Source organism: Sphingomonas naphthae (assembly GCF_028607085.1).
Lineage (GTDB): Bacteria > Pseudomonadota > Alphaproteobacteria > Sphingomonadales > Sphingomonadaceae > Sphingomonas_Q > Sphingomonas_Q naphthae.
Window position 1 is genome coordinate 81914 of sequence record NZ_CP117411.1, and the last position, 21071, is coordinate 102984.

A 21071-nucleotide genomic window follows, 5' to 3' on the forward strand; every position below is an offset into this window, starting at 1 on the left:
GCCTTTGCATCGGCAAAGCCGACCTTCGCCTGATCCAGAGCAGTTGACAGCGGAAACAATCCAGCTTTTCCGCGTTTTTGCGCCATCGACAGGATCGAAACCATAGCGGCCGGCCAACTTGGGCGGACCGCTCGGTCGTTCATCTCCTCTTCAACTCGTCGCGATTATATTTCGCTTCGTCGCTCAAATCGAAGGATCGAAAGCGCGACGACGGCCGTTTCTGCGGCCAAAGGGAGACATTCGATGTCACGCCATTCTCGCTTCGCCCATCTGCTGACCAGCCGCTCGCTCCAGGGCCGCGTGCTTCCCGCCGTCGCGCTGTTCGCGGCTTCGGCGGCGCTGTTCACCGCCGCGCCCTCGCCCACCGCGACCACGCCGGACGCCACCGTCGCCCCCGCGATCGAGGCCGCGCCCGCCCCGCTGCCCGTCGCCTCGCTGTGGAGCGAGCGCGCCGCCAAGCAACTGCGCGAGGAAATCCGCGCCTCGGCCGACGAGGGCCTGCGCCCGTCCGATTATGCGCTGTCGGAGCTGGATCGCGCGATCGAGAGCGGCAAGGGCGCCGCGCTCGATCAGATCGCCAACGCCTCGGCGCTGTCGCTGGCCCGCGACTATTCGCAAGGGCGCGTTACCGATCGCCGCCGTTTCGGCTGGCTGATGGAGCGGTCGGCCTATGAAACCGCCGATCTGCCGCAGCGCATGGCCGATGCCGTCGCGCGCAACGACGTGAAGGACTGGCTGCGCTCGCTGCTGCCGACCGACGATCGCTATGCCGCGCTGCGCGACGCCTATGTCCACACCAGCCCCGCCGATGTCCTGTCGCGCGATCGGCTGCGCGTGAACATGGAGCGGTGGCGCTGGATGCCCCGCGCGCTGGGCGATCGCTACATCTACGTCAACGTGCCGAGCTACAAACTGGCGCTGATGGAGGGCAAGACCCGGCTGGCGGATTACACCGTCGTCGTCGGCAGCCCCAAGACGCCGACGCCGCAGCTGGCGGCCTATGCCGAATCGGTCGTGGTCAATCCGTGGTGGACGGTGCCCAAGAGCATCATCAAATCCTCCAACCTCACCGCCGGCAGCCGGGGCTATGTGATGAAGGCCGGCGCGCTGCGCCAGCCGCCGGGGCCGCGCAATTCGCTGGGCAAGATCAAGATCGACATGCCCAACGCCGAGGCGATCTACCTGCACGACACGCCCTCCAAGGCGCTGTTCGCCCGTGATGAGCGCGCCTTCAGCCACGGCTGTATCCGCGTGAAGGATGTCGACCAGCTCGCCGCCGACCTGCTCGGCTACGATCAGGCCGCCACCGGCCGCCTCGACAGCGCGCTGGACGGCACCAACACCACGACGATCGCGATGCCCAAGAGCTGGCCGGTCTATCTGGTCTATTTCACCGCCGACGTGGGCGAGGATGGCCAGATGGCCACCTACAGCGACCCCTACGGCCGCGACGCGCCGCTGCTCGCCGCCCTCGACGGCACGATCCGCCGCGAAGCGACGATGACGGTCGCCTCACGCTGAAGAAAGGACCGCTGAACCGGCTGAACCGACGCGCCCTTCCCGCCGGCGGCGGGGGAGGGCGTCGTCCGCGCCTGTCGCGATCGGCAGGCGCGGATCAGCGGGCGCAGCACCCGCTCGGCATTGGTCGCCGGCACCTTCCACGCGGTATCGCCGTGATAGACGGTAACCGGGAAGCCGGCGCGTAAGGCCGCGACGGCGGGGTCGTCGTAGTTTACGTCGACCGTGAAGTTCAGGCCGTCGCCCAGCCCGATCAGCCGCCCGCTATGCCGCCGCACCTGCCGCCGCACGCCGAACCCCACGTTGGTCCTGCTACCCTCCGCCCCGTCGATCGCGGAAGGGCCGGCTATCGAGAGGCCGTCGCGCGCGCCGCAATCGATCCGCAGCGCGCGCTCGTCGGTGTCGGCGATGCCGTACTGGATCGCCTCGCCGGGCATGTAGGCGATCCAGCGATAGGCCGGTGCGGCCGAAGCGGCGCCGGCGATGGCCATCACGGCCAGCGCCATCGCGCGCCCGAGCCAAAGGTGCCCGATCAGGATATCGCCGCCACCGCCGCCGCGACGACGGCGCCCGCGATCATCGCGAAGCCGATCCGCTTGCGCCGCTTCGACGTGTCGTCCTTCAGCGCGGCTTCGTCGAGATGCCAGCGGCCGTCCGCGCCGGCGACCAGCACGCCCTTGCGGGTCATCCGCTCGAACTGGCGGCGCTCGATCAGGCGGCCGGGCGTATAGGCCACCGCCGTCTCGGCCGAGGTGGCGCCGGCCTCGCGGAAATGCGTGACGATGCGGCGGCGGGCGGCGGCGATGGCCACCGCGATGGTGGATCCGGGCTGCGGAGCGATCATGGACGCGAGACTGGCATGGCCGCCCGCCTCGCGCAAGACGGGCGGATCAGCCGCCCAGCTTGCCATATTGCGCCTCGTAAGCGGCGATATCGCCCGCCGCGAGGAGCCTCGCCTGCTCACGCCAGCGATCGCGATCGAAGCGGCCCTGGAACGGCCCCATCTGCTCGTCGATCACCCGCGTATCGGCGTCCGACAGCGCCGCCAGCGCCGCGATTTCGGTGATGCCCAGTTCCGCCAGCCGGCTCGCCGCCTTGGGGCCGAGGCCCTTCAGCTTGGTCAATTCGGCGCCGTCGCCGACCGGCGCGGCCGAGGGCGGCGGCGGGGCGGGGGGCGCCACCGGGCGCGGATCGATCGTGCGGGCCAGCGGCGGCGGGGTCGGCGCGGTCGCGTCGAACGTCACCTGCTGCCGCCGCGTCATCGCCCGGATCAGGATGATGGCGACGATCGCCACCACGACGGCGACGATCGCCCAGATGATCTGCTGCTGGGTCATGCCCTTGTCCCTCTCAACATAACGGAGATGTAGAACCAAATTCAGAGCGCACGCCAGCCTATGTCGCGCCGGTGAAACCCACCGGGGAAATCCACCGCCGCCACGCCCGCATAAGCGGCCGCGCGCGCGTCCGCGATCGTCGCGCCGCTGCCCGTCACCGACAGCACCCGGCCGCCGTTCGCGATCAGCGCACCGCCGGCCTCCGCCGTACCCGCATGGAACACGATCGCGCCGCCCGCCTCCGCCGCGTCGATCCCGCCGATCGCGCCGCCCTTTTCGGGCGTGCCGGGATAGCCGTTGGCGGCCAGCACCACCGTCATCGCCGCGCGATCCGCCAGAGCGGGCGCCGCCACGGCGCCCAGCCGCCCATCGGCCACCGCGAGCATCAGCGCCGCCAGATCGCCGTCGTAGCGCGCCATCAGCACCTGCGTCTCGGGGTCTCCGAAGCGGGCGTTATATTCGATCAGTTGCGGCCCCTCCGCCGTCAGCATCAGCCCGGCATAGAGCACGCCCGAATAGGGCGTCCCCGCCTCCGCCATCGCCCGCACGGTGGGTTCGACGATCTCGGCCATCGCCCGCGCCTCCAGCTCGGCCGTCAGGCAGGGGGCGGGGCTGTAGGCGCCCATGCCGCCGGTGTTGGGGCCGGTATCGCCCTCGCCGACCCTCTTGTGATCCTGCGCCGATCCGAAGGCGACGACGCTTACGCCATCGGTCAGCGCGAACAGGCTGGCTTCCTCGCCGGTCAGAAAGGCCTCGATCACCACCTCGGCCCCCGCCGCGCCGAAGCCGCCGCCGAACATATCGGCCAGCGCCGCCTCGGCCTCGTCGGCCGTCTCGGCGATCACCACGCCCTTGCCCGCCGCCAGCCCGTCCGCCTTGATGACGACGGGGAGTCCGAAGCCCGCCACCGCCTCCCGCGCCGCGCCCAGATCGATGAAGCGGCGATAGGCGGCGGTCGGGATGCCGGCGCGCGCGCACAGATCCTTGGTGAAGCCCTTCGATCCCTCCAACTGCGCCGCCGCCGCGGAAGGGCCGAACACCGCCACGCCGGCCGCGCGCACCACATCGGCGACGCCCGCCACCAGGGGCTGCTCCGGCCCGATCACGACGAGGCCGACGCCTTGCTCCACCGCGAAACCCGCCACCGCCGCGCTATCGAGCATGTCGAGCGCCACGATCTCGGCCACCGTGGCGATACCCGGATTGCCCGGCGCGGCGTACAGCCGGCCGACGCTGGGCGATTGCGCCAGCTTCCACGCCAGCGCATGTTCGCGCGCACCCGATCCGAGTAACAGGACGTCCATGGTCGATTATCCTTCCGAACCCGGCCGGCTGCTAGCCGAAGAGGTGCCGGGCGACAATTCAGCGGCGCTGTCCGTGTCCGAATTGTCCGGCGCGCTCAAGCGCAGCGTGGAGGACGCCTTCGGCCATGTCCGCGTGCGCGGCGAGATTTCGGGGTGGAAGCGCCACGCCTCCGGCCATTGCTACCTCGCGCTGAAGGACGATCGCGCCGTGATCGACGGGGTGATCTGGAAAGGGCAGGCGGGCAGCCTCCGCTTCCGGCCCGAGGACGGGATCGAGGTGATCGCCACCGGCAAGCTCACCACCTATCCCGGCCGATCGAAATATCAGATCGTCATCGACCGGCTCGAACTGGCCGGCCAGGGCGCGCTGATGCAATTGCTCGACCAGCGCCGCCGCGCGCTGGCCGCCGAGGGGCTGTTCGATCAGGACCGCAAGCGCCCGCTGCCCTTCCTGCCGCGCACCATCGGCGTCGTCACCTCGCCCACGGGCGCGGTGATCCGCGACATCCTCCACCGGCTGGCCGATCGCTGCCCGACGCATGTGCTGGTCTGGCCGGTCGCGGTGCAGGGCGAGACGGCGGCGGCGCAGGTGGCCGCCGCCATCAGGGGCTTCGCCGAAATGGCGGGCGCGCCCGATCTCATCATCGTCGCGCGCGGCGGCGGGTCGATCGAGGATCTGTGGGCCTTCAACGAGGAGGTGGTGGTGCGCGCCGTCGCCGCCTCGCCGATCCCGGTGATCTCGGCGGTCGGCCACGAGACCGACACGACGCTCTGCGATTTCGCCGCCGACGTGCGCGCGCCGACGCCCACGGCGGCGGCCGAACTGGCCGTGCCCGTCCGCGCCGAATTGCTGGCGGGTCTCCAGACGATGGGCGCGCGGATGGGCCGCTGCGCCCATCGCTACCGCGAACGCGCCGGCGAGCGGCTGGCCGCCACCGCGCAGCGCCTGCCCACGCCCGAACGCCTGCTCGGCCCCCAGCGCCAGCGTGCCGACGAGGTGGGCGAGCGGCTGCCCCGCGCCCTCTCGCGCCGCCTCGCGCTGGCGGGGGCCGAACTCAGCCGCACGGCGGGCGCGCTCCGCCCCCGGCTGCTGCGCGACCGGATCGGGCGATCGGCCGATCGGCTGGCCGCCGTGCGCCTGCGCCCCGATCTCGCCACGCGCAGGATCGCCGAGGCCCGCGAGCGGCTCGACCGGCTGTGGCGGGTGGCCGAGCAGTTGCACCCCGAAAAGCCGCTCAAGCGCGGCTATGTGCTGGTCGAGCGCAAGGTGGGCGGCGGCGTGCTGACCACGTCGCAGGCCGCGCGCGAGGCCGCCGCGCTCACGCTCCACTTCGCCGACGGCACGGTCGACGTGGCGGTTGAGGGGGAGGCGTCCACCGCTTATGTTCGCCCGAAGCAGACCGCGCCGAAGCGCGACAAGCCGGACCAGCCCACGTTCCTGTAACGGGCCGCTCCAAGAATAAGGATATGACCCCATGTTGATGTCGCAGGGCGGCAAGCTCGCCAAGCTCCACTATCTGCCCGGCGGCTTCCGCGTGCTGGTGCCGGGCGATATCGTCCGCTGCGCCGTCTCCGGCGAGGCGATTCCGCTCGATGCGCTGCGCTACTGGAGCGTGGCCCGGCAGGAGCCCTATGCCACCGCCGAGATCGCGACGAAGGTGGAGCAGACCGCTTGATCCGCCGCGGCGGGTCTCTCGCCGCATTGCTGTTCGTGGCCGGCTGCGTCTCCGCGCCGCCACCTCCGCCGCCGCCCGAGCCGGTCGTCGAGACCGCGCCGATGGCGCCCCCGGTGATCGGCGTCATCGCCGGCGAATTCACGCTCGATCGCCCGCCCGAACAGGGGGGCATCGCCTACGGCCACCTGCCCGCAGGAGCGACCGGGCTCACGCTGGATGGCAAGCCCGTTGCGGCCGCGCCCGACGGCATGTTCCTGATCGGCTTCGGCCGCGATCATGGGCCGACCGCGCTGCTGGAGGCGCGCACCCCGGCCGGCATCCTGCGCCAGCCGCTCACCGTCGCGCCGCGCAACTGGGCGATCCAGTCGATCCCGAGCTTGCGCAAGGGCACCACGCCCACCCCCGATTTCCTGCGCCGCCGCCCGATCGAACTCGCCCGCATCGGTGCCGCGCGTCGGGTGCGCTCGGCGGTGGATGGCTGGCGGCAGACCTTCATCTGGCCGCAGGGCGGGCGAATCAGCGGCGTGTTCGGATCGCAGCGCATCTATGCGGGCGAACCGGGCGATTATCACGCCGGCGTCGATATCGCGGTCGGCACCGGCACGCCCGTCTATGCGCCCGCCGATGGCGTGGTGGTGCTGGCGACCGAGGCGCCCTTCACCCTGGAGGGCAATCTCGTCATCCTCGATCACGGCATGGGGCTGACGTCCGCCTTCCTCCACTTTTCGCGTGTGGACGTTCGCGAGGGGCAGCGGGTGCGCCAGGGCGACCGCATCGGCGCGGTCGGCGCGACGGGCCGCGCGACGGGGCCGCATCTGCATTGGGCGACGATGTGGAATGGCGAGCGGGTCGACGCGCAGAAGATCGCGGGGCCGATGCGCTGATATCAAGCCGTCGCCCCGGCGCAGGCCGGGGCCTCGGGAGGCTTGGGGCGACGGCGGTGGCCGCCGCCTGAGACCCCGGCCTGCGCCGGGGTGACGGACTGTGTTTAGGGCCGCCGCCTCAATGATTCCGCGCCGGCAGCGCCCGCCTTCAGAACGGGACGTCGTCGTCCAGATCGCTGTCGAACGCCGAGGAGGGCTTGGCCGCGCCGCCGCGCGGGGCGCCGCCGCGATCGCCATAGCCGCCGCCGGACGAACCGCCGCCCGAGGAGCGCCCGCCGTAGCCGCTGCCACCGCCGCCGCCGAAGCTGCTGCCGCCCTCGTCGTAATCGCCGCCGCCGGCACCCCCGCCGCCGCCTTCGCGGCCGTCGAGCATCACCAACTGGGCGTCATAGCCCTGGAGGACCACTTCGGTGGAGTAACGATCCTGGCCCTGCGCGTCCTGCCATTTGCGGGTCTGTAACTTGCCTTCGATATAGACCTTGCTGCCCTTGCGCAGATAGCGTTCGGCGACGTTGGCGAGGCCTTCGGAAAAGATCGCGACCGAATGCCATTCGGTCTTTTCCTTGCGCTCGCCGCTGTTCTTGTCCTTCCACGTCTCGCTCGTGGCGATGCGCAGGTTCACGACCTTGCCGCCATTCTGGAAGCTGCGCGATTCGGGATCGCGGCCCAGATTGCCGACGATGATCACCTTGTTCACGCTGCCAGCCATCTCAAACCCTCTTCTCTGTACGGGGCGCTACAGGCCCAAGGCCGTCGCCGCCCAGAATGTCGCGCCCGCCGCGATGTAGGCGAGGGCAAAGAGGTAGCCTAGCGTGAACAGTGGCCACTTCCACCCGTTCGTTTCGCGGCGGATGACCGCGATTGTGGATAAGCATTGCGGCGCGAACACGAACCACATCAGGAAGGCCAGCGCCGTCGGCAGCGACCAGGCGCCGTGCAGCCGGTCGCCCAGCTGGCGCTCGCCGCCCGCCTCATCCTCGCCCGCGTCGATCGAATAGACCGTCTGCAACGCCGACACCGCCACTTCGCGCGCGGCCATCGCCGGGATGATCGCCAGCGTCATGTCGTGCCCGAAGCCGATCGGCCGCACGATCGGCTCCAGCACGGAGGCGATGCGCCCGGCGAAGCTGTATTCGCTCTGCTTCATGCCCGATCCGATCGGCGCCCTGGGGTAGGCGGTCAGCAGCCACAGGGTGAGCGTGACGGCCATGATGATCGTGCCGGCGCGGCGCAGAAAGACATAGGCGCGCTGCCACAGGCCGATCGCCACGTCGCGCCACACCGGCATCTGATATTTGGGCAATTCCATCAGGAAGCTGCCCGCCGCCCCCTTGGCCACCGTCCGCCGCAGCACGGCCGCCGCCGCCATCGCGCCGAGGATTCCCGTGACGTAGAGACCGAACAGCACCAGCCCCTGCAAGCCGATCCCCGGCCCGATGCTCCTTGCCGGGATGAAGGCGCCGATGATGACGGCATAGACCGGCAGCCGCGCCGAACAGGTCATCAAGGGCGCGATCAGGATCGTCGTCAGCCGGTCCTTGGGGTCGTCGATCGAGCGGGTCGCCATGATGCCGGGGATGGCGCAGGCGAAGGAGGAGAGAAGCGGGATGAACGCCCGGCCCGAGAGCCCGACCGAGGCCATGATCCGGTCCATCAGGAAGGCGGCGCGAACCATATAGCCGGAGGCTTCGAGCAGCAGGATGAAGAAGAACAGGATGATGATCTGCGGCAGGAACACCACCACCGATCCCACGCCGTTGATGACGCCATCCACCATCAGCGACCGGAAGAAGCCGGCGGGGATCAGCGCGCTTGCCCGGTCGGCCAGCCAGCCCTGCGCCGCCTCGATCCAGCCCATCGGCGCCTCGGCCCAGGCGAACACCGCCTGGAACATCACGAACATCAGCAGCGCCAGGATGATCGGCCCGGCGATCGGGTGGAGCGCGACCCGGTCGATCGCGCGGGTCCAGGCGCGCGCGGCGGGGCGCACGGTCGTGGCGGATCGCGCGATGCGGCGGGCGTCGCGCTGGAGGCTGGTCATGTCGCCCAGCACCGGCATGTCCTTGGGCTGCGGCGGGCTGCCGTCGCCGACCATCTCGCCGATCAGCCCGCGCAGTTCGGTGAGGCCGATGTTGCGCACCGCGACCGTCGGCACCACCGGCACGCCGAGCGCGGCCGACAGCTTGGCGGGGTCGATCTCCAGCCCGTCGCGTCTCGCCATGTCGAACATGTTGAGCGCGATCACGGTCGGGCGGCCGAGCGCGATCAACTGCATCGCGAAGCGCAGGTGATTGTCGAGGTTGGTCGAATCGACCACCACCACCAAAGCGGAGGGCAGGCGATCGAGATGGTGTCGGCCCAGCACCACGTCGCGCGTCACCGCCTCGTCGGGGCTGGAGGGATCGAGGCTGTAGGTGCCGGGCAGATCGACCAGCTCGACCGGGCGGCCGTCGTCCAGCGCCAGCCGGCCCGATTTCCGCTCGACCGTGACGCCGGGATAATTGCCGACCTTCTGGCGCGCGCCGGTCAGCGCGTTGAACAGCGCGCTCTTGCCGGCATTGGGATTGCCAACCAGCGCGACCATGGGCTGCGGGTTCATCGCGCGATCGGGTCCACGGCGACGGCGCTGGCGGTGGCGCGGCGCAGCGCGATCGTCATGCGGCCGATACGGCAGGCGATCGGGTCCAGCCCGAACGGCCCATGGTGCAGCGCCTCGACGCCGACGCCCTCGTCGAACCCCAGCTCGCGCAACCGCCGCCCCTCGCCGGCCGACAGGGCATCCCAGTCGATCGCGGTGATTTCAGCGGGCTGGCGCAGGGGAAGTTGATCGAGAGACACGGTCACGCCGCCGCTCTAGGCGGGCTGCGAACGATTATCAATTACTTTGGCGCTGCCGTGCTCCTGCGAAGGCAGGAGCCCAGAGCCCCGAACGCAGCGCCCTGATAACCCTGGGCTCCTGCCTGCGCAGGAGCAAAACGCCGTATCAGTTCGCCTTCTTGAACGGATCGAAGAAGGCCGGCGTCTCGGCCGGAGCGTCGCCCGCCGTCGCGGCATGTTCGCGCTCATGGCGGAGCTGTTCCAGCAGCGCCTCGCGATCGCCCTCGAAGCGGGTATCGACCGGGGCCTCGATGCCCGCGGCCTTGGCGGCCTTGGCCACCACCGCGTCCAGCTCGCGCTGCGAGCAGAGGCCGAGCGTCACCGGGTCCTTCGGGGTGATGTTGGCGATGTTCCAGTGGCTGCGATCGCGGATCGCGGCGATCGTGGTGCGGGTCGTGCCGATCAGCTTGCCGATCTGGCCGTCCGACACTTCCGGATGGTTGCGGATGATCCAGGCGATGCCGTCGGGCTTGTCCTGCCGCTTGGAAACCGGCGTGTAGCGCGGGCCCTTGGTGCGGCGGACCTGCTCGGGGCCCTTTTCCATGACGAGGCGATATTTCGGGTCGTTCTGGCCCTTCTCGATCTCGGCCATGGTCAGCTCGCCCGCGCGCACGGGATCGCGCCCGGTCAGCTTGGTGGCGGCGGTGTCGTCGGCGATCGCCTGCACCTCCAGGATGTGGAGGCCGCAGAAAGCGGCGATCTGCTCGAACGAGAGCGCGGTGGTATCGACCAGCCAGGACGCGGTCGCATGGGGCATGAGCGGCTGGGCCACGACGATAACTCCCGGATAAAGAAAGGGCCGCCCCAACGAGGGAGCGGCCGTACATTGTCCCGATCTAGTCCCGCCGCCCCGCCAGCGCAAGCGGGCAGGGTCAGTCGGCGATCGATATATGGCCGGGCAGCGCCGCGACCCGATCGACCCACGCGGCCACCGCCGGCCAGCGCGCCAGATCGAAGCCGCCCTCGCCCGCGACATGGGTGTAGGCGTAGAGCGCGATATCGGCGAGGCTGAGGCGATCGCCGACGAAGAAGGCGCGGGTGGCGAGATGTTCGTCCATCAGGGTGAGCGCGGCCTCGCCTGCGGCGCGCTTGGCCGCAAGCGCACGGCGCTGGTCGTCGGTCAGCTTGTCCTCGCCGATGAAGGCCAGCCAAAAGCGCAAGGTCGCGACGTTCGGCTCGTGATTATACTGCTCCCAGAACATCCAGCGCAGCATGTCGGCCTGATCGAAGCGGTCGGCCGGGATCATGTCGCTGCCGTGCGCCAGCCACACGCACGCCGCATTGCTCTCCGGCAGAAACCGCTCGCCGATCTGGAGGACGGGGATGCGGCCGTTGGCGTTGACGGTCGCCAGAAATTCCGGAGTCCGCGTCTCGCCGGTGACGATATCATAGCCGCGCCGCTCCAGCGCGATGCCGAGATGGGCCGACGTCAGCCGGATCTTGTAGCAATTCCCCGACGGGGCATATTCGTGAAGGATCAGCTCTGCCATCGACCGTCTCGTTTTGAAGTTCGTGCTCCTGCCCAAGAGTACGATCGTACAGAATCACCAGCGCGTCGATAGCCGTACCGCCACGCCCAGATCGTCCGGGGCGGCCGCGATATTGCCCGGTTGGCGGCGCCAGTAGAGGTTGGTGTCGAGCCAGCCCGCGCCCAGCGCATGGCCCCAGGCGATCTCGGCCTGCCGCTCGCGGCCCTGCGGGGCGAGGTCGAGGCGGCGGCGCTCCGTCGTGGTGGTGCCGGTCTCATAATCGTAGCCGACCGGCAGATCGACCCAATAGCCGCCCGTCGCCACCCTGAGCGGTTGGGCGAGGCGCAGGCCGAAGCGGCTCGCCGCCCCCGTGCGGCCGAGATCGAGCGCATAGGCCGTGCTGCGCAGCCGCCCGTCCTCCGCCAGCAGCCCGGCCTGCGCAACGCGGGTCCAGCCCGTCCGCCAGCCGGCGCCCGCCTGCCAGCCGCCGCCCAGCGCCAGCCGCCCGCCGACATCGGCCAGCATCGTCCGCGCGCCACCATTGCCGAACGCCCCGCCGAAGCGGCTGCCCAGCACGCTCGCCTCCTCCCGCAGCAACGATCCGCCGGCCGACAGGGTCAGCGGCCCGAAGCGCCGGTCGAGCGCCGCGCCGGCCTGCGAATAATGCGGCGGCAGGGCGCCGCGCTCGGGTCGGTAGTCGATCAGCCGGCCTTCTTCCGCCGTCACCGTCAGCGCGATCGGCCCGAGATCGTGGCGCAACGCCATCGCCATGCCCCGTCGCGCATCGAAGCCGGGGCTGCCCGCCGGCCGCTCGGCGATCAGGAAGCCGCCGCCGTCGCCGCCCGGCGTCATCGATCGCGCCAGCCCGTCCGCGCTGGCGGCGATGGCGAAGCCCGCCACCGTCCGCCGATCGACCCGCGCCACCATTGATGCCGCCACCGTTTCCGCGCTTGGCCGGCCACGATCGGCGGCGCTGGCCCAGGGCTGGCCGGCGAACAGGTCGCGCCGCACCGTCAGCGACATCACCATCCGCTCGTCGCCGAGGCTGGCGGCGCCGAAGCTGGCGCCGATCGCGCCCATCAGCGGGCGGCGCGGCGCGGTTCGGGCGAAAGTGTCGCCCACCGCCAGCCCGAAGGCGCGGCCATAATCGTCGAGGATCACCGCCCGGCCCAGCCCGCTCGTCCGCGCGTCGCCCATCGCCGGCGCGGTCACCCCATTGCCGTCGAGCGAGACGGCGATGCTCGTGCCGGCCAGACTTGCCGTGCCCACCGGGCGGAAGGCGGCGGCGAGGTTGAGGATGCCGCGCCCGAAGATGCTGTCGATCCCCGCCGCCCCGGCATCGGTCGCGGTGCGGTAGAGCAGGTCGACGATCTGCGCCCCCGTCATCGTCGGAAAGGCGCTCTTGATGAGCGCGATCGCGCCCGAGATAGCGGGCGTGGCATAAGAGGTGCCCGAAAAGAGGAAGGCGCCGCCCGTCTCGTCGAACGCCCGCACCCGGTCGCCCAGCGCGGTCAGGTAGACATTGCCGAAGCTGCCCGCCTTGTTGGAGAAACTCGCACTGGCGAAGCTGGCGTCATGCGCCCCGGCGATGATGACGAGGCCGCGCGACACCGCCGCGTCGCTCGCGATCTGGGCGAACACCTCCGGGTCGGCGCCGCTTTCGTTGCCCGCCGCCGTCACGATGATGACGCCGGCCGCCGTCGCCCGCGCATAGGCCGCGCGCAACGTGCTCGGCGCCGCCCCGTCGCCGCCGAGCGACAGGTTGATGACCGTCGCGCCATTGGCCACCGCATAATCGATCGCCTGCGCCAGATTGGTCGAGGAGAATTTGCACCCGTCGGTCGTGCCGCAGGTGCCCGACGTATCGGTGCGCAGCGCCAGCACGGTCGCGTTGAACGCCAGCCCCTCCATCTGCGCGCCATTGCGCCCCGCCGCCGCGACGGCGGCCACGGAGGTGCCGTGGCCGTCGCTGTCGGTGATCGCGCCATTGCCGCCGAAATCGCGGCTGGCGGCGTCGATCCGCGTACCGAACTCATTGCCCGGATTGGCAATGCCGGTATCGAGGATAGCGATCTTCACGCCCGCGCCGGTCGCGCCGGCATTGTAGGCGGTCAGCGCGCTGGCGGCGACGGCGGCGTTGGAGCGGGCATATTCCGAATCGTTGAAATTGGTCGTCGGCGTGGTCGGCGTCGGCGTGGGGGTCGGTGTCGAGACGACCGGCGGGGTGGTGACGATCGGCTCGGTCGGGGTGGGGGTCGGTGTGGGCGTGGGCGTTGGGGTCGGGGTAGGCGTCGATCCGACGCCGCCGCCACCCCCGCCGCATCCCGCCAGGGTCGCCGCCAGCGCCAACAGGCTCACCACGCCGAACCGCCGCATCTTCAGGCCCTCCGTCGCGCGGCCGCCATTCCCGGGGCAACCTTGTGCAACTTCAGCAACATACGCGCACCCTGTTGCGATGCGCCAGCCCCCCGGCTACGTCGCCGCCCGTGCCGCCCGAACTTGCCCATATCGATACCTGGATCTTCGATCTGGATAACACGCTCTACCCGGCGTCCTGCGACCTGTTCGGGCTGATCGATCAGCGGATGACGGCCTATGTCGCGCGCATCACCGGCACGGAGCCCGACGAGGCCTATCGCATCCAGAAGGGCTTCTTCCACCAGCATGGCACGACCCTGTCGGGCCTGATGGCCAATTACGGCGTCGATCCACACCACTTCCTGGAGGACGTCCACGCGATCGAGATGGATGCGCTGGCCGAGGACCGCCGGCTGATCGCGGCGCTCGCGAAGCTGCCCGGCCGCAAGCTCGTCTTCACCAATGGCGATGCGCCTTATGCCCGCCGCGTGCTCGACCGGATCGGCCTGTCGGAGACGTTCGAGGCGATCCACGACATCCACGCCTGCGCCTACCAGCCCAAGCCCCATGCCGACAGCTACGCCAGCCTCTGCCGCAGCCTGCGCGTCGACCCGACGACCGCGCTGTTCGCCGAGGACATGGTCCGCAATCTCGCGCCGGCCAAGGCGCTCGGCATGATGACATTGTGGGTGGACAACGGATCGGATCAGGGGCCGGCGGGGCTGACCCACGACCATATCGACTATCGAACCGCCGATCTCGGCGAATGGCTGCACAGCATAACGGAAGGCGACGACGCATGAGCGATCTTCAGACGACCATCGAGCAGGCGTGGGACGAGCGCGAGACGCTCGGCCTGACCACGCAGGGGCCGGTGCGCGATGCGGTGAATCAGGCGCTGGCGCTTCTCGACAGCGGGCAGGCGCGCGTTTCGCACCCGGGCGAAAATGGCTGGGTCGTCAACCAGTGGCTCAAGAAGGCCGTGCTGCTCTCCTTCCGCCTCAACGACAATGCGGTGATGGAAGGGCCGACCGCCTTCGACAAGGTGCCGTCGAAATTCGCCGGCTGGGGCGAGGCGCAGTTCCGCGACGCGGGCTTCCGCGTGGTGCCGGGCGCGGTCGCGCGGCGCGGCGCCTTCATCGGCAAGGGCGTCATCCTGATGCCCAGCTTCGTCAACATCGGCGCCTATGTCGGCGAGGGGACGATGGTCGACACCTGGGCGACGGTCGGCTCGTGCGCGCAGATCGGCAAGAACGTCCACCTGTCGGGCGGCGTCGGCATCGGCGGCGTGCTGGAGCCGCTCCAGGCCAATCCGGTGGTGATCGAGGACGGCTGCTTCATCGGCGCCCGCTCCGAAGTGGCCGAAGGCGTCATCGTCGAGGAGGGCGCGGTCCTTTCGATGGGCGTCTATCTCGGCGCCTCCACCAAGATCGTCGATCGGGCGACGGGTGAGGTCTTCATGGGCCGGGTGCCGTCCTATTCGGTGGTCGTGCCCGGCACGCTTCCCGGCAAGGATGGCGGCCCCGGCCTCTATTGCGCCGTGATCGTCAAGCGGGTCGACGCGCAGACCCGCAGCAAGACCGGCATCAACGAGCTGCTGCGCGATTGATCCGCCGCCGGCGCCTCGCCGCCGGCGCGATCGGGGTGGCGGCGCTGTCTGGCGCCGCCCTCGCCCTGTTGGCTTATGGCGAGGCGCGGCGGATGCCGGTGGTGCGGACGGCCAGCATCGGCCTGCGCGACTGGCCGGCCGGCGCCCCGCCGATCCGTGCGGTGCTGCTGAGCGACCTCCATGTCGGCAGCCGGGCGATGGATGGCGCGCGGCTCGGCCGGATCGTGGCGCAGGTCAACGCGCTCGGCCCCGATCTGGTGCTGATCGCCGGCGACTTCATCGACGGCCACGCCAAGGGGAATGCCGCGCGGCAGGCGACGGTGCTGGAAGAAGGGATGCGCGCGCTGCGCCCCCGCCTCGGCACGGTCGCGGTGCTGGGCAATCACGATCTGTGGACCGGGCAGGGCACGGTCCGCGCCACGCTGACCCGCGCGGGCGTCACGGTGCTGCACAATCAGGCGATCACGCGCGGCCCGCTCGCCATCGCCGGCCTAGGCGACATCTTCACCGGCCAGCAGAACGTGCACGCCACATGGGCCGCGCTGAAGCCGCTATCCGGCGCCCATATCGCGCTGACCCACTCCCCCGACCGCGCCGAAACCCTGCCCGCCGATGCCGGCCTTGTCCTCGCCGGCCACACCCATTGCGGCCAGGTCCGCCTGCCGCTGATCGGCGCGATCGACCCAGTCGCCCGCCTGCGCTACCCCTGTGGCCTGATGCGTGCCGGCGGCCGCACGATCGTGGTGACCGCCGGCCTCGGCACCAGCCTGCTCCCGTTCCGCCTGCTCGCCCCACCCGATCTGTGGCTGCTGACCTTGGGGCCAAAGTAACCCTCCCCTGCAAGGGGAGGTGGCATGTCGCAGACATGACGGAGGGGTGACCCGCCCTCGAGAGCGCGTCACCCCTCCACCATCGCTACGCGACGGTCCCCCTCCCCTTGCAGGGGAGGATCATGACTTTACGGCATCAGCACCGTATCGACGACGTGGATCACGCCGTTGGACTGCATGACGTCCTTGATCGTCACCATGGACATGCCGCCCTTGGCGTCGGTCAGCATCAGCTTGCCGCCCTTCATCATCGCGGTGAGCGGCTCGCCCTGTACCGTCGTCAGCATCGCCTTGCCGCCGCCGGCCTTGATCGCCTTGGCGATCGCCTTCGAATCCATCGTGCCGGATACGACGTGATAGGTCAGGATCGTGGTCAGCATCGCCTTGTTCTCGGGCTTCACCAGCGTGTCGACGGTGCCGGCGGGCAGCTTGGCGAAGGCGGCGTTGGTCGGCGCGAAGACGGTGAAGGGGCCGGGGCCGGACAGCGTCTCGACCAGCCCTGCGGCCTTCACGGCGGCTACCAGGGTGGTGTGATCCTTGGAATTGAGCGCATTCTCGACGATCGTCTTGGTCGGATACATGGCGGCGCCGCCCACCATCGGGTTGGCGGCCATCGCCGGCGCGGTCAGCATCGTGGCGCTGGCGGCCAGCGCGATCGTGGCGAACAGGTTCTTGCTCTTCATGTTGGCATCCTTTCGATGAAGTTCTGTGACTTCGGCGAAAGGTACGGGCCGGCGGCTGCGCGGGATGCAGGGGGGCGTGAAATTTGCGCGGGCTATCCCGCCGCGACATCCTTGCCGGCGATGGCATCGTCGATCAGCGCCTTCGCCCTCGGCCCGGTCCAGTCGAGCGATCCGCGCACGCGCCACAATTCCTTGCCCCTGGCGTCGTACAGGATCGTCATCGGCAGTTCGTCCGCCTTCAGCGCCAGCATCAGGCCGTTCTCCTTGTCGAGATAGGGCTGGAGGCTGGCGAATTTCTTCTTGGCGAAGAAGGGCGTCACCACGCGGCGGCCCTCCATGTCCTGGCTGATCGAGATCACCTTCAGCGATCCGGCGCGCTGGCGGGCCAGCGTGTCGAGCGTCGGCATCTCCGCCACGCACGGCGCGCACCAGGTGGCCCACATGTTCACCAGCAGCGGCTGGCCCCGGAAGGTGCCAAGCGTCGCGGGCGTATCGTCCGGGCTAGCGAAGGGGATGGCGGGCGCCTCGGCGCCCTTGTTGTCGAGGATGACCTTGGCGGTCTCCGCTTTGGGGGCGACGGCGGGCTGCGCTTGCGGCTCCGCGGGCTTTTTCCTATCGCATCCCGTCACCGCGGCACAGCCGAGCAGGAGAAGCGGGATTAGCGCGAACGAGGAAGAACGGGGCACAGGCAGCTCCAACGCGATGTGGGGCGGGCGCTTCGCCGAAGGGCCAGCCGCGATCATGCGCGAGATAAACGCCTCGATCCCCTTCGACAAACGATTGTGGCGACAGGACATCGCCGGCAGCCGCGCTCACGCCACGATGCTGGGCGCGCAGGGCATCGTCGCGGAGGGGGACGTCGCCGCGATCCTGGGCGGACTCGACGCGGTCGAGGCGGACTATGCCGCAAACGGCGTGGACGAGGATCTGGCGCTCGAAGACATTCACATGGCGACCGAGTCGCGGCTGGCCGACAAGATCGGCGCCGCCGCCGGCCGGCTCCACACCGCGCGCAGCCGCAACGATCAGGTCGCGACCGATTTCCGCCTGTGGGTGCGCGACGCGATCGATTCGGTCGAGGCGGGCTTGAAGGCGTTGCAGGTGGCGCTCGTCACCCGCGCCGGGGAACAGGCCGAGGCGGTGATGCCCGGCTTCACCCACCTCCAGGTCGCCCAGCCGGTGACGATGGGCCATCATCTGATGGCCTATTATGAGATGATCGCGCGTGATCGCGACCGGTTCGCGGCGGCCCGCAAGCGGCTCAACCGCTGCCCGCTGGGCGCCGCCGCGCTGGCGGGCACCGGCTTCCCGATCGACCGGCAGGCGACGGCCACGGCGCTCGGCTTCGATTCGCCGACCGACAACAGCCTCGATTCGGTCTCCGATCGCGATTTCGCGCTCGATTATCTGATGGCGGCGGCGCAGGCCTCGCTCCACCTGTCGCGGCTGGCCGAGGAGATCGTGATCTGGGCGAGCCAGCCCTATGGCTTCGTCACCTTGCCGGATGCCTATTCGACCGGCTCGTCGATCATGCCGCAAAAGCGTAACCCCGACGCGGCAGAATTGGTGCGCGGCCATAGCGGGCGGATCACCGGCTGCCTCGTCGCGCTGATGGTGACGATGAAGGGGCTCCCGCTGGCCTATTCCAAGGATATGCAGGACGACAAGCCGCCCCTGTTCGAGGCGCACGACCTGCTCGCTTTGTCGATCGCGGCGATGACCGGCATGATCGAGACGATCGGCTTCCGCGCCGATCGGATGCGGGGCGCGGCCGAGGCCGGCTATTCCACCGCGACCGACCTGGCCGACTGGCTGGTGCGCGTGGCCGACATTCCCTTCCGTGAGGCGCATCACATCACCGGCACGATCGTCCGCATGGCCGAGCGCGAGGGTGTGGCGCTGGGCAAGCTGCCGCTGGAGGCGATGACGGCGGTCGATCCGCGCATCGACGATCGCATCTTTTCGGCGCTTTCGGTCGATGCCTCGGTCGCGGCGCGCGCCAGCCATGGCGGAACCGCGCCGAGCGAGGTACGCAAGCGCGTGGCCCAGGCACGGGCCGCGCTGGAGATGGCGGAATGACGAAACGGATCGTCCTGATCGCGGGCTGCCTGATGCTCGCCGGCTGCGGCGGCAAACAGGTGCTGCAACCCGCCGAGGGCCGCCAGCTGCCGCCGCGCCCCGCGCTGGCGCAGACCACGCCTTCGCCCGATCAACTGCTCGGCGTGCCGCCCGCGATCCAGCCGGGCCGGTCGGACGAGCTGCTCACCAAGTCCGAGGAGCGGCGCGACGACCGTTTCTCGCTGCCGCCGCCATAGGACATCCGTGAACCATTTCGATTTGATCGACGGCGTCCTCCACGCCGAAGCCGTGCCGCTGACCCTGATCGCCGAGGCGGTCGGCACGCCGGTCTATGTCTATTCCACCGCCACGATCGAACGCCATGTCGAGGTGTTCCGCGAGGCGCTGGCCGGGATCGACGACCCCTGGATCGCTTATGCGGTAAAGGCCAATCCCAACGCCGCCGTGCTGGCGACGCTGGCGAAGCTCGGCCTCGGCGCCGACGTGGTCTCGGGCGGTGAACTGATGCGCGCGCGCGCCGCCGGCATTCCGGCCGAGCGCATCGTTTTTTCGGGCGTCGGCAAGACGGCCGACGAGATGGCGCTGGCCCTTCGCGAAGGCATCGGCCAGTTCAACCTAGAGTCCGAGCCCGAGGCGGAGATGCTGGCCGACGTGGCCGAGATGCTCGGCATGGTCGCCCCTTGCGCCTATCGCATCAACCCGGCGGTCGAGGCGGGCACCCACAGCAAGATCTCGACCGGCCGCGCCGACGACAAGTTCGGCATCGCCTACGATACTGCACTTGACGCTTATGCCCGCGCCGCCGCGCGGCCCAGCCTGAAGATGCAGGGCATCGCCGTCCATATCGGCAGCCAGCTCACCGATCTCGCCCCCAGCCGCGCCGCCTTCGAGAAGGTCGGGCTGCTGCTGGCGGCGTTGCGCGCGGCGGGGCATGCCATCGTCAACGCCGATCTCGGCGGTGGCCTCGGCGTTCCCTACGATCCCGCCAAGCCGATCCCGCCGCTGCCCGCCGCTTATGGCGAGATGGTCCGCGACGTGACTGCGGGCTGGAACGCGCGGCTGATGTTCGAGCCCGGCCGGCTGATCGTCGGCAATGCCGGCGTGCTGCTGTCGCGGGTGATCCGGGTGAAGGAGGGGGTCAACCGCCCCTTCGTGATCCTCGATGCCGCGATGAACGATCTGCTGCGCCCCGCCATGTACGAGGCCTGGCACGACATCCGCGCCGTGGTGCCGCGCGAGGGCGAGATGACCGCCCATGTCGTCGGGCCGATCTGCGAGACGGGCGACACCTTCGCGCGCGATCGCGAGATGGACCGGGTCGAGGCGGGCGATCTCGTCGCCTTCATGACGGCCGGGGCCTATGGCGCGACCATGGGGAACACTTATAACAGCCGGGCCCTGACGCCCGAGGTGCTGGTGTCGGGCAAGGATTGGGCGGTGGTGCGCAGGCGCCTGCCGCTGGAGACGTTGATCGCGGGCGACGAACTCGCCCCCTGGTTGCAGCAGGACCAACACGCGGAGGCTTGAGAGCATATGAAGCCAGTGAAGAAGGCAGTCTTCCCGGTCGCGGGCTTCGGCACCCGCTTCCTTCCCGCCACCAAGGCCGTGCCCAAGGAGTTGCTGCCCGTCGTCGATCAGCCGCTGATCCAGTACGCGATCGACGAGGCGCTGGCCGCCGGCATCGAGCAGATGATCTTCGTCACCGGGCGCGGCAAGCACGCCATCGAGGATTATTTCGACAGCGCGTTCGAGATCGAGGCCGATCTGCTGGCCAAGAACAAGCAGGAGATCATCGAGAAACTCGCCCCCACCCGCCTCGCGCCGGGGCAGGCGGCGTTCGTGCGCCAGCAGATCATGTCGGGCCTCGGCCATGCCGTATGGTGCGCGCGCCATCTGACCGGCGACGAGCCGTTCGCGGTGCTGCTGCCCGACGAGCTGTTGTGGAACCCGGCCTCCCCCTGCCTCACGCAGATGATGGAGACCTATCACGACAAGGGCGGCAGCGTGATCGCCGTGGTCGAGGTGCCGCAGGAGCATACCAAGCGCTACGGCATCGTCGATCCGGGCGCGATCGAGGGGCCGACGATCGAGATCAAGGGCTTCGTCGAAAAGCCCGATCCGTCGGTCGCGCCGTCGCGGATGGCGGCGGTCGGCCGCTACATTCTCGATCCGAAGGTGATGCGCCTGCTGGAGACGCAGGAGAAGGGCGCCGGCGGCGAGATCCAGCTGACCGATTCGCTCGCCAAGCTGATCGGCGATCAGCCCTTCCACGCCCGCGTGTTCGACGGCGCGCGCCACGATTGCGGCGAGAAATCCGGCTTCATCCAGGCGAATGTGGCGCTGGCGCTGGAACGCCCCGACCTGGAAGGCCCGCTGCGGGAGTATCTGAAGAGCCTGTGACCTCAAGTTCCTCCCCGGCACGGGGAGGGGGACCATCCGCAGGATGG

23 protein-coding genes are annotated in these 21071 nt (G+C 69.8%); 11 read left to right on the forward strand and 12 right to left on the reverse strand.

Going from position 1 to position 21071, the window contains the following annotated elements; genetic code table 11:
• Positions 1 to 243: 243 nt before the first annotated feature.
• Complete coding sequence (locus tag PQ455_RS00430) at positions 244 to 1521, forward strand: L,D-transpeptidase family protein (protein WP_273688204.1); 1278 nt, start codon at positions 244 to 246, stop codon at positions 1519 to 1521.
• On the opposite strand, the gene PQ455_RS00435 is transcribed toward PQ455_RS00430, so the two are convergent.
• Genes PQ455_RS00435 through purD form a run of 4 tightly spaced genes read right to left on the reverse strand, consistent with a single transcriptional unit; the run spans position 1440 to position 4159 of the window.
• Positions 1440 to 2024: a hypothetical protein gene (locus tag PQ455_RS00435; RefSeq protein ID WP_273688206.1), complete on the reverse strand. Its 585-nt coding sequence runs from the start codon at positions 2022 to 2024 to the stop codon at positions 1440 to 1442. The two genes, PQ455_RS00430 and PQ455_RS00435, sit on opposite strands and share 82 nt — an antisense overlap.
• A 26-nt stretch (positions 2025 to 2050) precedes the next feature.
• Positions 2051 to 2428 (reverse strand): hypothetical protein, encoded by a 378-nt coding sequence (locus PQ455_RS00440; RefSeq protein ID WP_273688208.1) that lies wholly within the window; start codon positions 2426 to 2428, stop codon positions 2051 to 2053.
• Positions 2409 to 2855: a hypothetical protein gene (locus PQ455_RS00445; protein WP_273688210.1), complete on the reverse strand. Its 447-nt coding sequence runs from the start codon at positions 2853 to 2855 to the stop codon at positions 2409 to 2411. Before PQ455_RS00445 ends, PQ455_RS00440 begins: the two co-directional genes overlap by 20 nt.
• A gap of 41 nt (positions 2856 to 2896) precedes the next feature.
• Positions 2897 to 4159, reverse strand: coding sequence for a phosphoribosylamine--glycine ligase (gene purD / locus PQ455_RS00450; RefSeq protein WP_273688212.1), 1263 nt, complete (start codon positions 4157 to 4159; stop codon positions 2897 to 2899).
• On the opposite strand from purD, the gene xseA reads away from it, so the two are divergent.
• From xseA to PQ455_RS00465, 3 genes are read left to right on the forward strand one after another with little or no spacing between them, the layout of a single operon-like run.
• On the forward strand, positions 4158 to 5603 hold the full coding sequence (xseA, locus tag PQ455_RS00455) for an exodeoxyribonuclease VII large subunit (RefSeq protein WP_273688214.1): 1446 nt from the start codon (positions 4158 to 4160) through the stop codon (positions 5601 to 5603). The two genes, purD and xseA, sit on opposite strands and share 2 nt — an antisense overlap.
• A gap of 31 nt (positions 5604 to 5634) precedes the next feature.
• Positions 5635 to 5835, forward strand: coding sequence for a DUF2093 domain-containing protein (locus tag PQ455_RS00460; protein WP_273688215.1), 201 nt, complete (start codon positions 5635 to 5637; stop codon positions 5833 to 5835).
• A complete protein-coding gene (locus tag PQ455_RS00465; RefSeq protein ID WP_273688217.1) occupies positions 5832 to 6719 on the forward strand; it encodes a M23 family metallopeptidase in 888 nt (295 codons plus the stop codon). The genes PQ455_RS00460 and PQ455_RS00465 overlap by 4 nt, the downstream gene beginning before the upstream one ends.
• A 148-nt stretch (positions 6720 to 6867) precedes the next feature.
• On the opposite strand, the gene ssb is transcribed toward PQ455_RS00465, so the two are convergent.
• The 6 genes from ssb to PQ455_RS00495 form a co-directional block, all read right to left on the reverse strand.
• The gene (gene ssb, locus PQ455_RS00470) at positions 6868 to 7428 is read right to left on the reverse strand and encodes a single-stranded DNA-binding protein (RefSeq protein WP_273688219.1); all 561 of its coding nucleotides are present in this window, start codon (positions 7426 to 7428) and stop codon (positions 6868 to 6870) included.
• A gap of 27 nt (positions 7429 to 7455) precedes the next feature.
• Positions 7456 to 9318, reverse strand: coding sequence for a ferrous iron transporter B (gene feoB, locus PQ455_RS00475; protein WP_273688221.1), 1863 nt, complete (start codon positions 9316 to 9318; stop codon positions 7456 to 7458).
• Entirely contained in the window at positions 9315 to 9557 is a 243-nt protein-coding gene (locus PQ455_RS00480; protein ID WP_273691459.1) for a FeoA family protein, read from the reverse strand. Before PQ455_RS00480 ends, feoB begins: the two co-directional genes overlap by 4 nt.
• 145 nt (positions 9558 to 9702) lie before the next feature.
• Complete coding sequence (locus PQ455_RS00485) at positions 9703 to 10368, reverse strand: DUF1013 domain-containing protein (protein WP_273688223.1); 666 nt, start codon at positions 10366 to 10368, stop codon at positions 9703 to 9705.
• Between the two features lie 100 nt (positions 10369 to 10468).
• Entirely contained in the window at positions 10469 to 11086 is a 618-nt protein-coding gene (locus PQ455_RS00490; RefSeq protein WP_273688224.1) for a glutathione S-transferase family protein, read from the reverse strand.
• 54 nt (positions 11087 to 11140) lie between these two features.
• Positions 11141 to 13441: a S8 family peptidase gene (locus PQ455_RS00495; protein WP_273688226.1), complete on the reverse strand. Its 2301-nt coding sequence runs from the start codon at positions 13439 to 13441 to the stop codon at positions 11141 to 11143.
• A gap of 110 nt (positions 13442 to 13551) precedes the next feature.
• Between PQ455_RS00495 and PQ455_RS00500 the strand changes: the two genes are divergently transcribed.
• The 3 genes from PQ455_RS00500 to PQ455_RS00510 are packed head-to-tail and all read left to right on the forward strand — an operon-like array spanning position 13552 to position 15862.
• Positions 13552 to 14226 carry a pyrimidine 5'-nucleotidase gene (locus PQ455_RS00500; protein WP_273688228.1) on the forward strand — a complete coding sequence of 225 codons (675 nt, stop codon included), beginning with the start codon at positions 13552 to 13554 and terminating at the stop codon, positions 14224 to 14226.
• The gene (gene dapD, locus PQ455_RS00505) at positions 14223 to 15032 is read left to right on the forward strand and encodes a 2,3,4,5-tetrahydropyridine-2,6-dicarboxylate N-succinyltransferase (protein WP_273688229.1); all 810 of its coding nucleotides are present in this window, start codon (positions 14223 to 14225) and stop codon (positions 15030 to 15032) included. Before PQ455_RS00500 ends, dapD begins: the two co-directional genes overlap by 4 nt.
• Positions 15029 to 15862, forward strand: coding sequence for a metallophosphoesterase (locus tag PQ455_RS00510; RefSeq protein WP_273688230.1), 834 nt, complete (start codon positions 15029 to 15031; stop codon positions 15860 to 15862). Before dapD ends, PQ455_RS00510 begins: the two co-directional genes overlap by 4 nt.
• A 128-nt stretch (positions 15863 to 15990) precedes the next feature.
• On the opposite strand, the gene PQ455_RS00515 is transcribed toward PQ455_RS00510, so the two are convergent.
• Both PQ455_RS00515 and PQ455_RS00520 read right to left on the reverse strand, forming a co-directional pair.
• On the reverse strand, positions 15991 to 16545 hold the full coding sequence (locus tag PQ455_RS00515; RefSeq protein WP_420542813.1) for a fasciclin domain-containing protein: 555 nt from the start codon (positions 16543 to 16545) through the stop codon (positions 15991 to 15993).
• Positions 16546 to 16637: 92 nt separating this feature from the next.
• Positions 16638 to 17231: a TlpA family protein disulfide reductase gene (locus PQ455_RS00520; RefSeq protein ID WP_273688232.1), complete on the reverse strand. Its 594-nt coding sequence runs from the start codon at positions 17229 to 17231 to the stop codon at positions 16638 to 16640.
• A 16-nt stretch (positions 17232 to 17247) separates the two neighbouring features.
• On the opposite strand from PQ455_RS00520, the gene argH reads away from it, so the two are divergent.
• From argH to galU, 4 genes are read left to right on the forward strand one after another with little or no spacing between them, the layout of a single operon-like run.
• Complete coding sequence (gene argH / locus PQ455_RS00525) at positions 17248 to 18624, forward strand: argininosuccinate lyase (protein WP_273688233.1); 1377 nt, start codon at positions 17248 to 17250, stop codon at positions 18622 to 18624.
• On the forward strand, positions 18621 to 18860 hold the full coding sequence (locus tag PQ455_RS00530) for a hypothetical protein (RefSeq protein ID WP_273688235.1): 240 nt from the start codon (positions 18621 to 18623) through the stop codon (positions 18858 to 18860). Before argH ends, PQ455_RS00530 begins: the two co-directional genes overlap by 4 nt.
• A 7-nt stretch (positions 18861 to 18867) precedes the next feature.
• The gene (lysA, locus tag PQ455_RS00535; RefSeq protein WP_273688237.1) at positions 18868 to 20151 is read left to right on the forward strand and encodes a diaminopimelate decarboxylase; all 1284 of its coding nucleotides are present in this window, start codon (positions 18868 to 18870) and stop codon (positions 20149 to 20151) included.
• Between the two features lie 6 nt (positions 20152 to 20157).
• Positions 20158 to 21024: a UTP--glucose-1-phosphate uridylyltransferase GalU gene (gene galU / locus PQ455_RS00540; protein ID WP_273688239.1), complete on the forward strand. Its 867-nt coding sequence runs from the start codon at positions 20158 to 20160 to the stop codon at positions 21022 to 21024.
• Positions 21025 to 21071 lie beyond the last annotated feature (47 nt).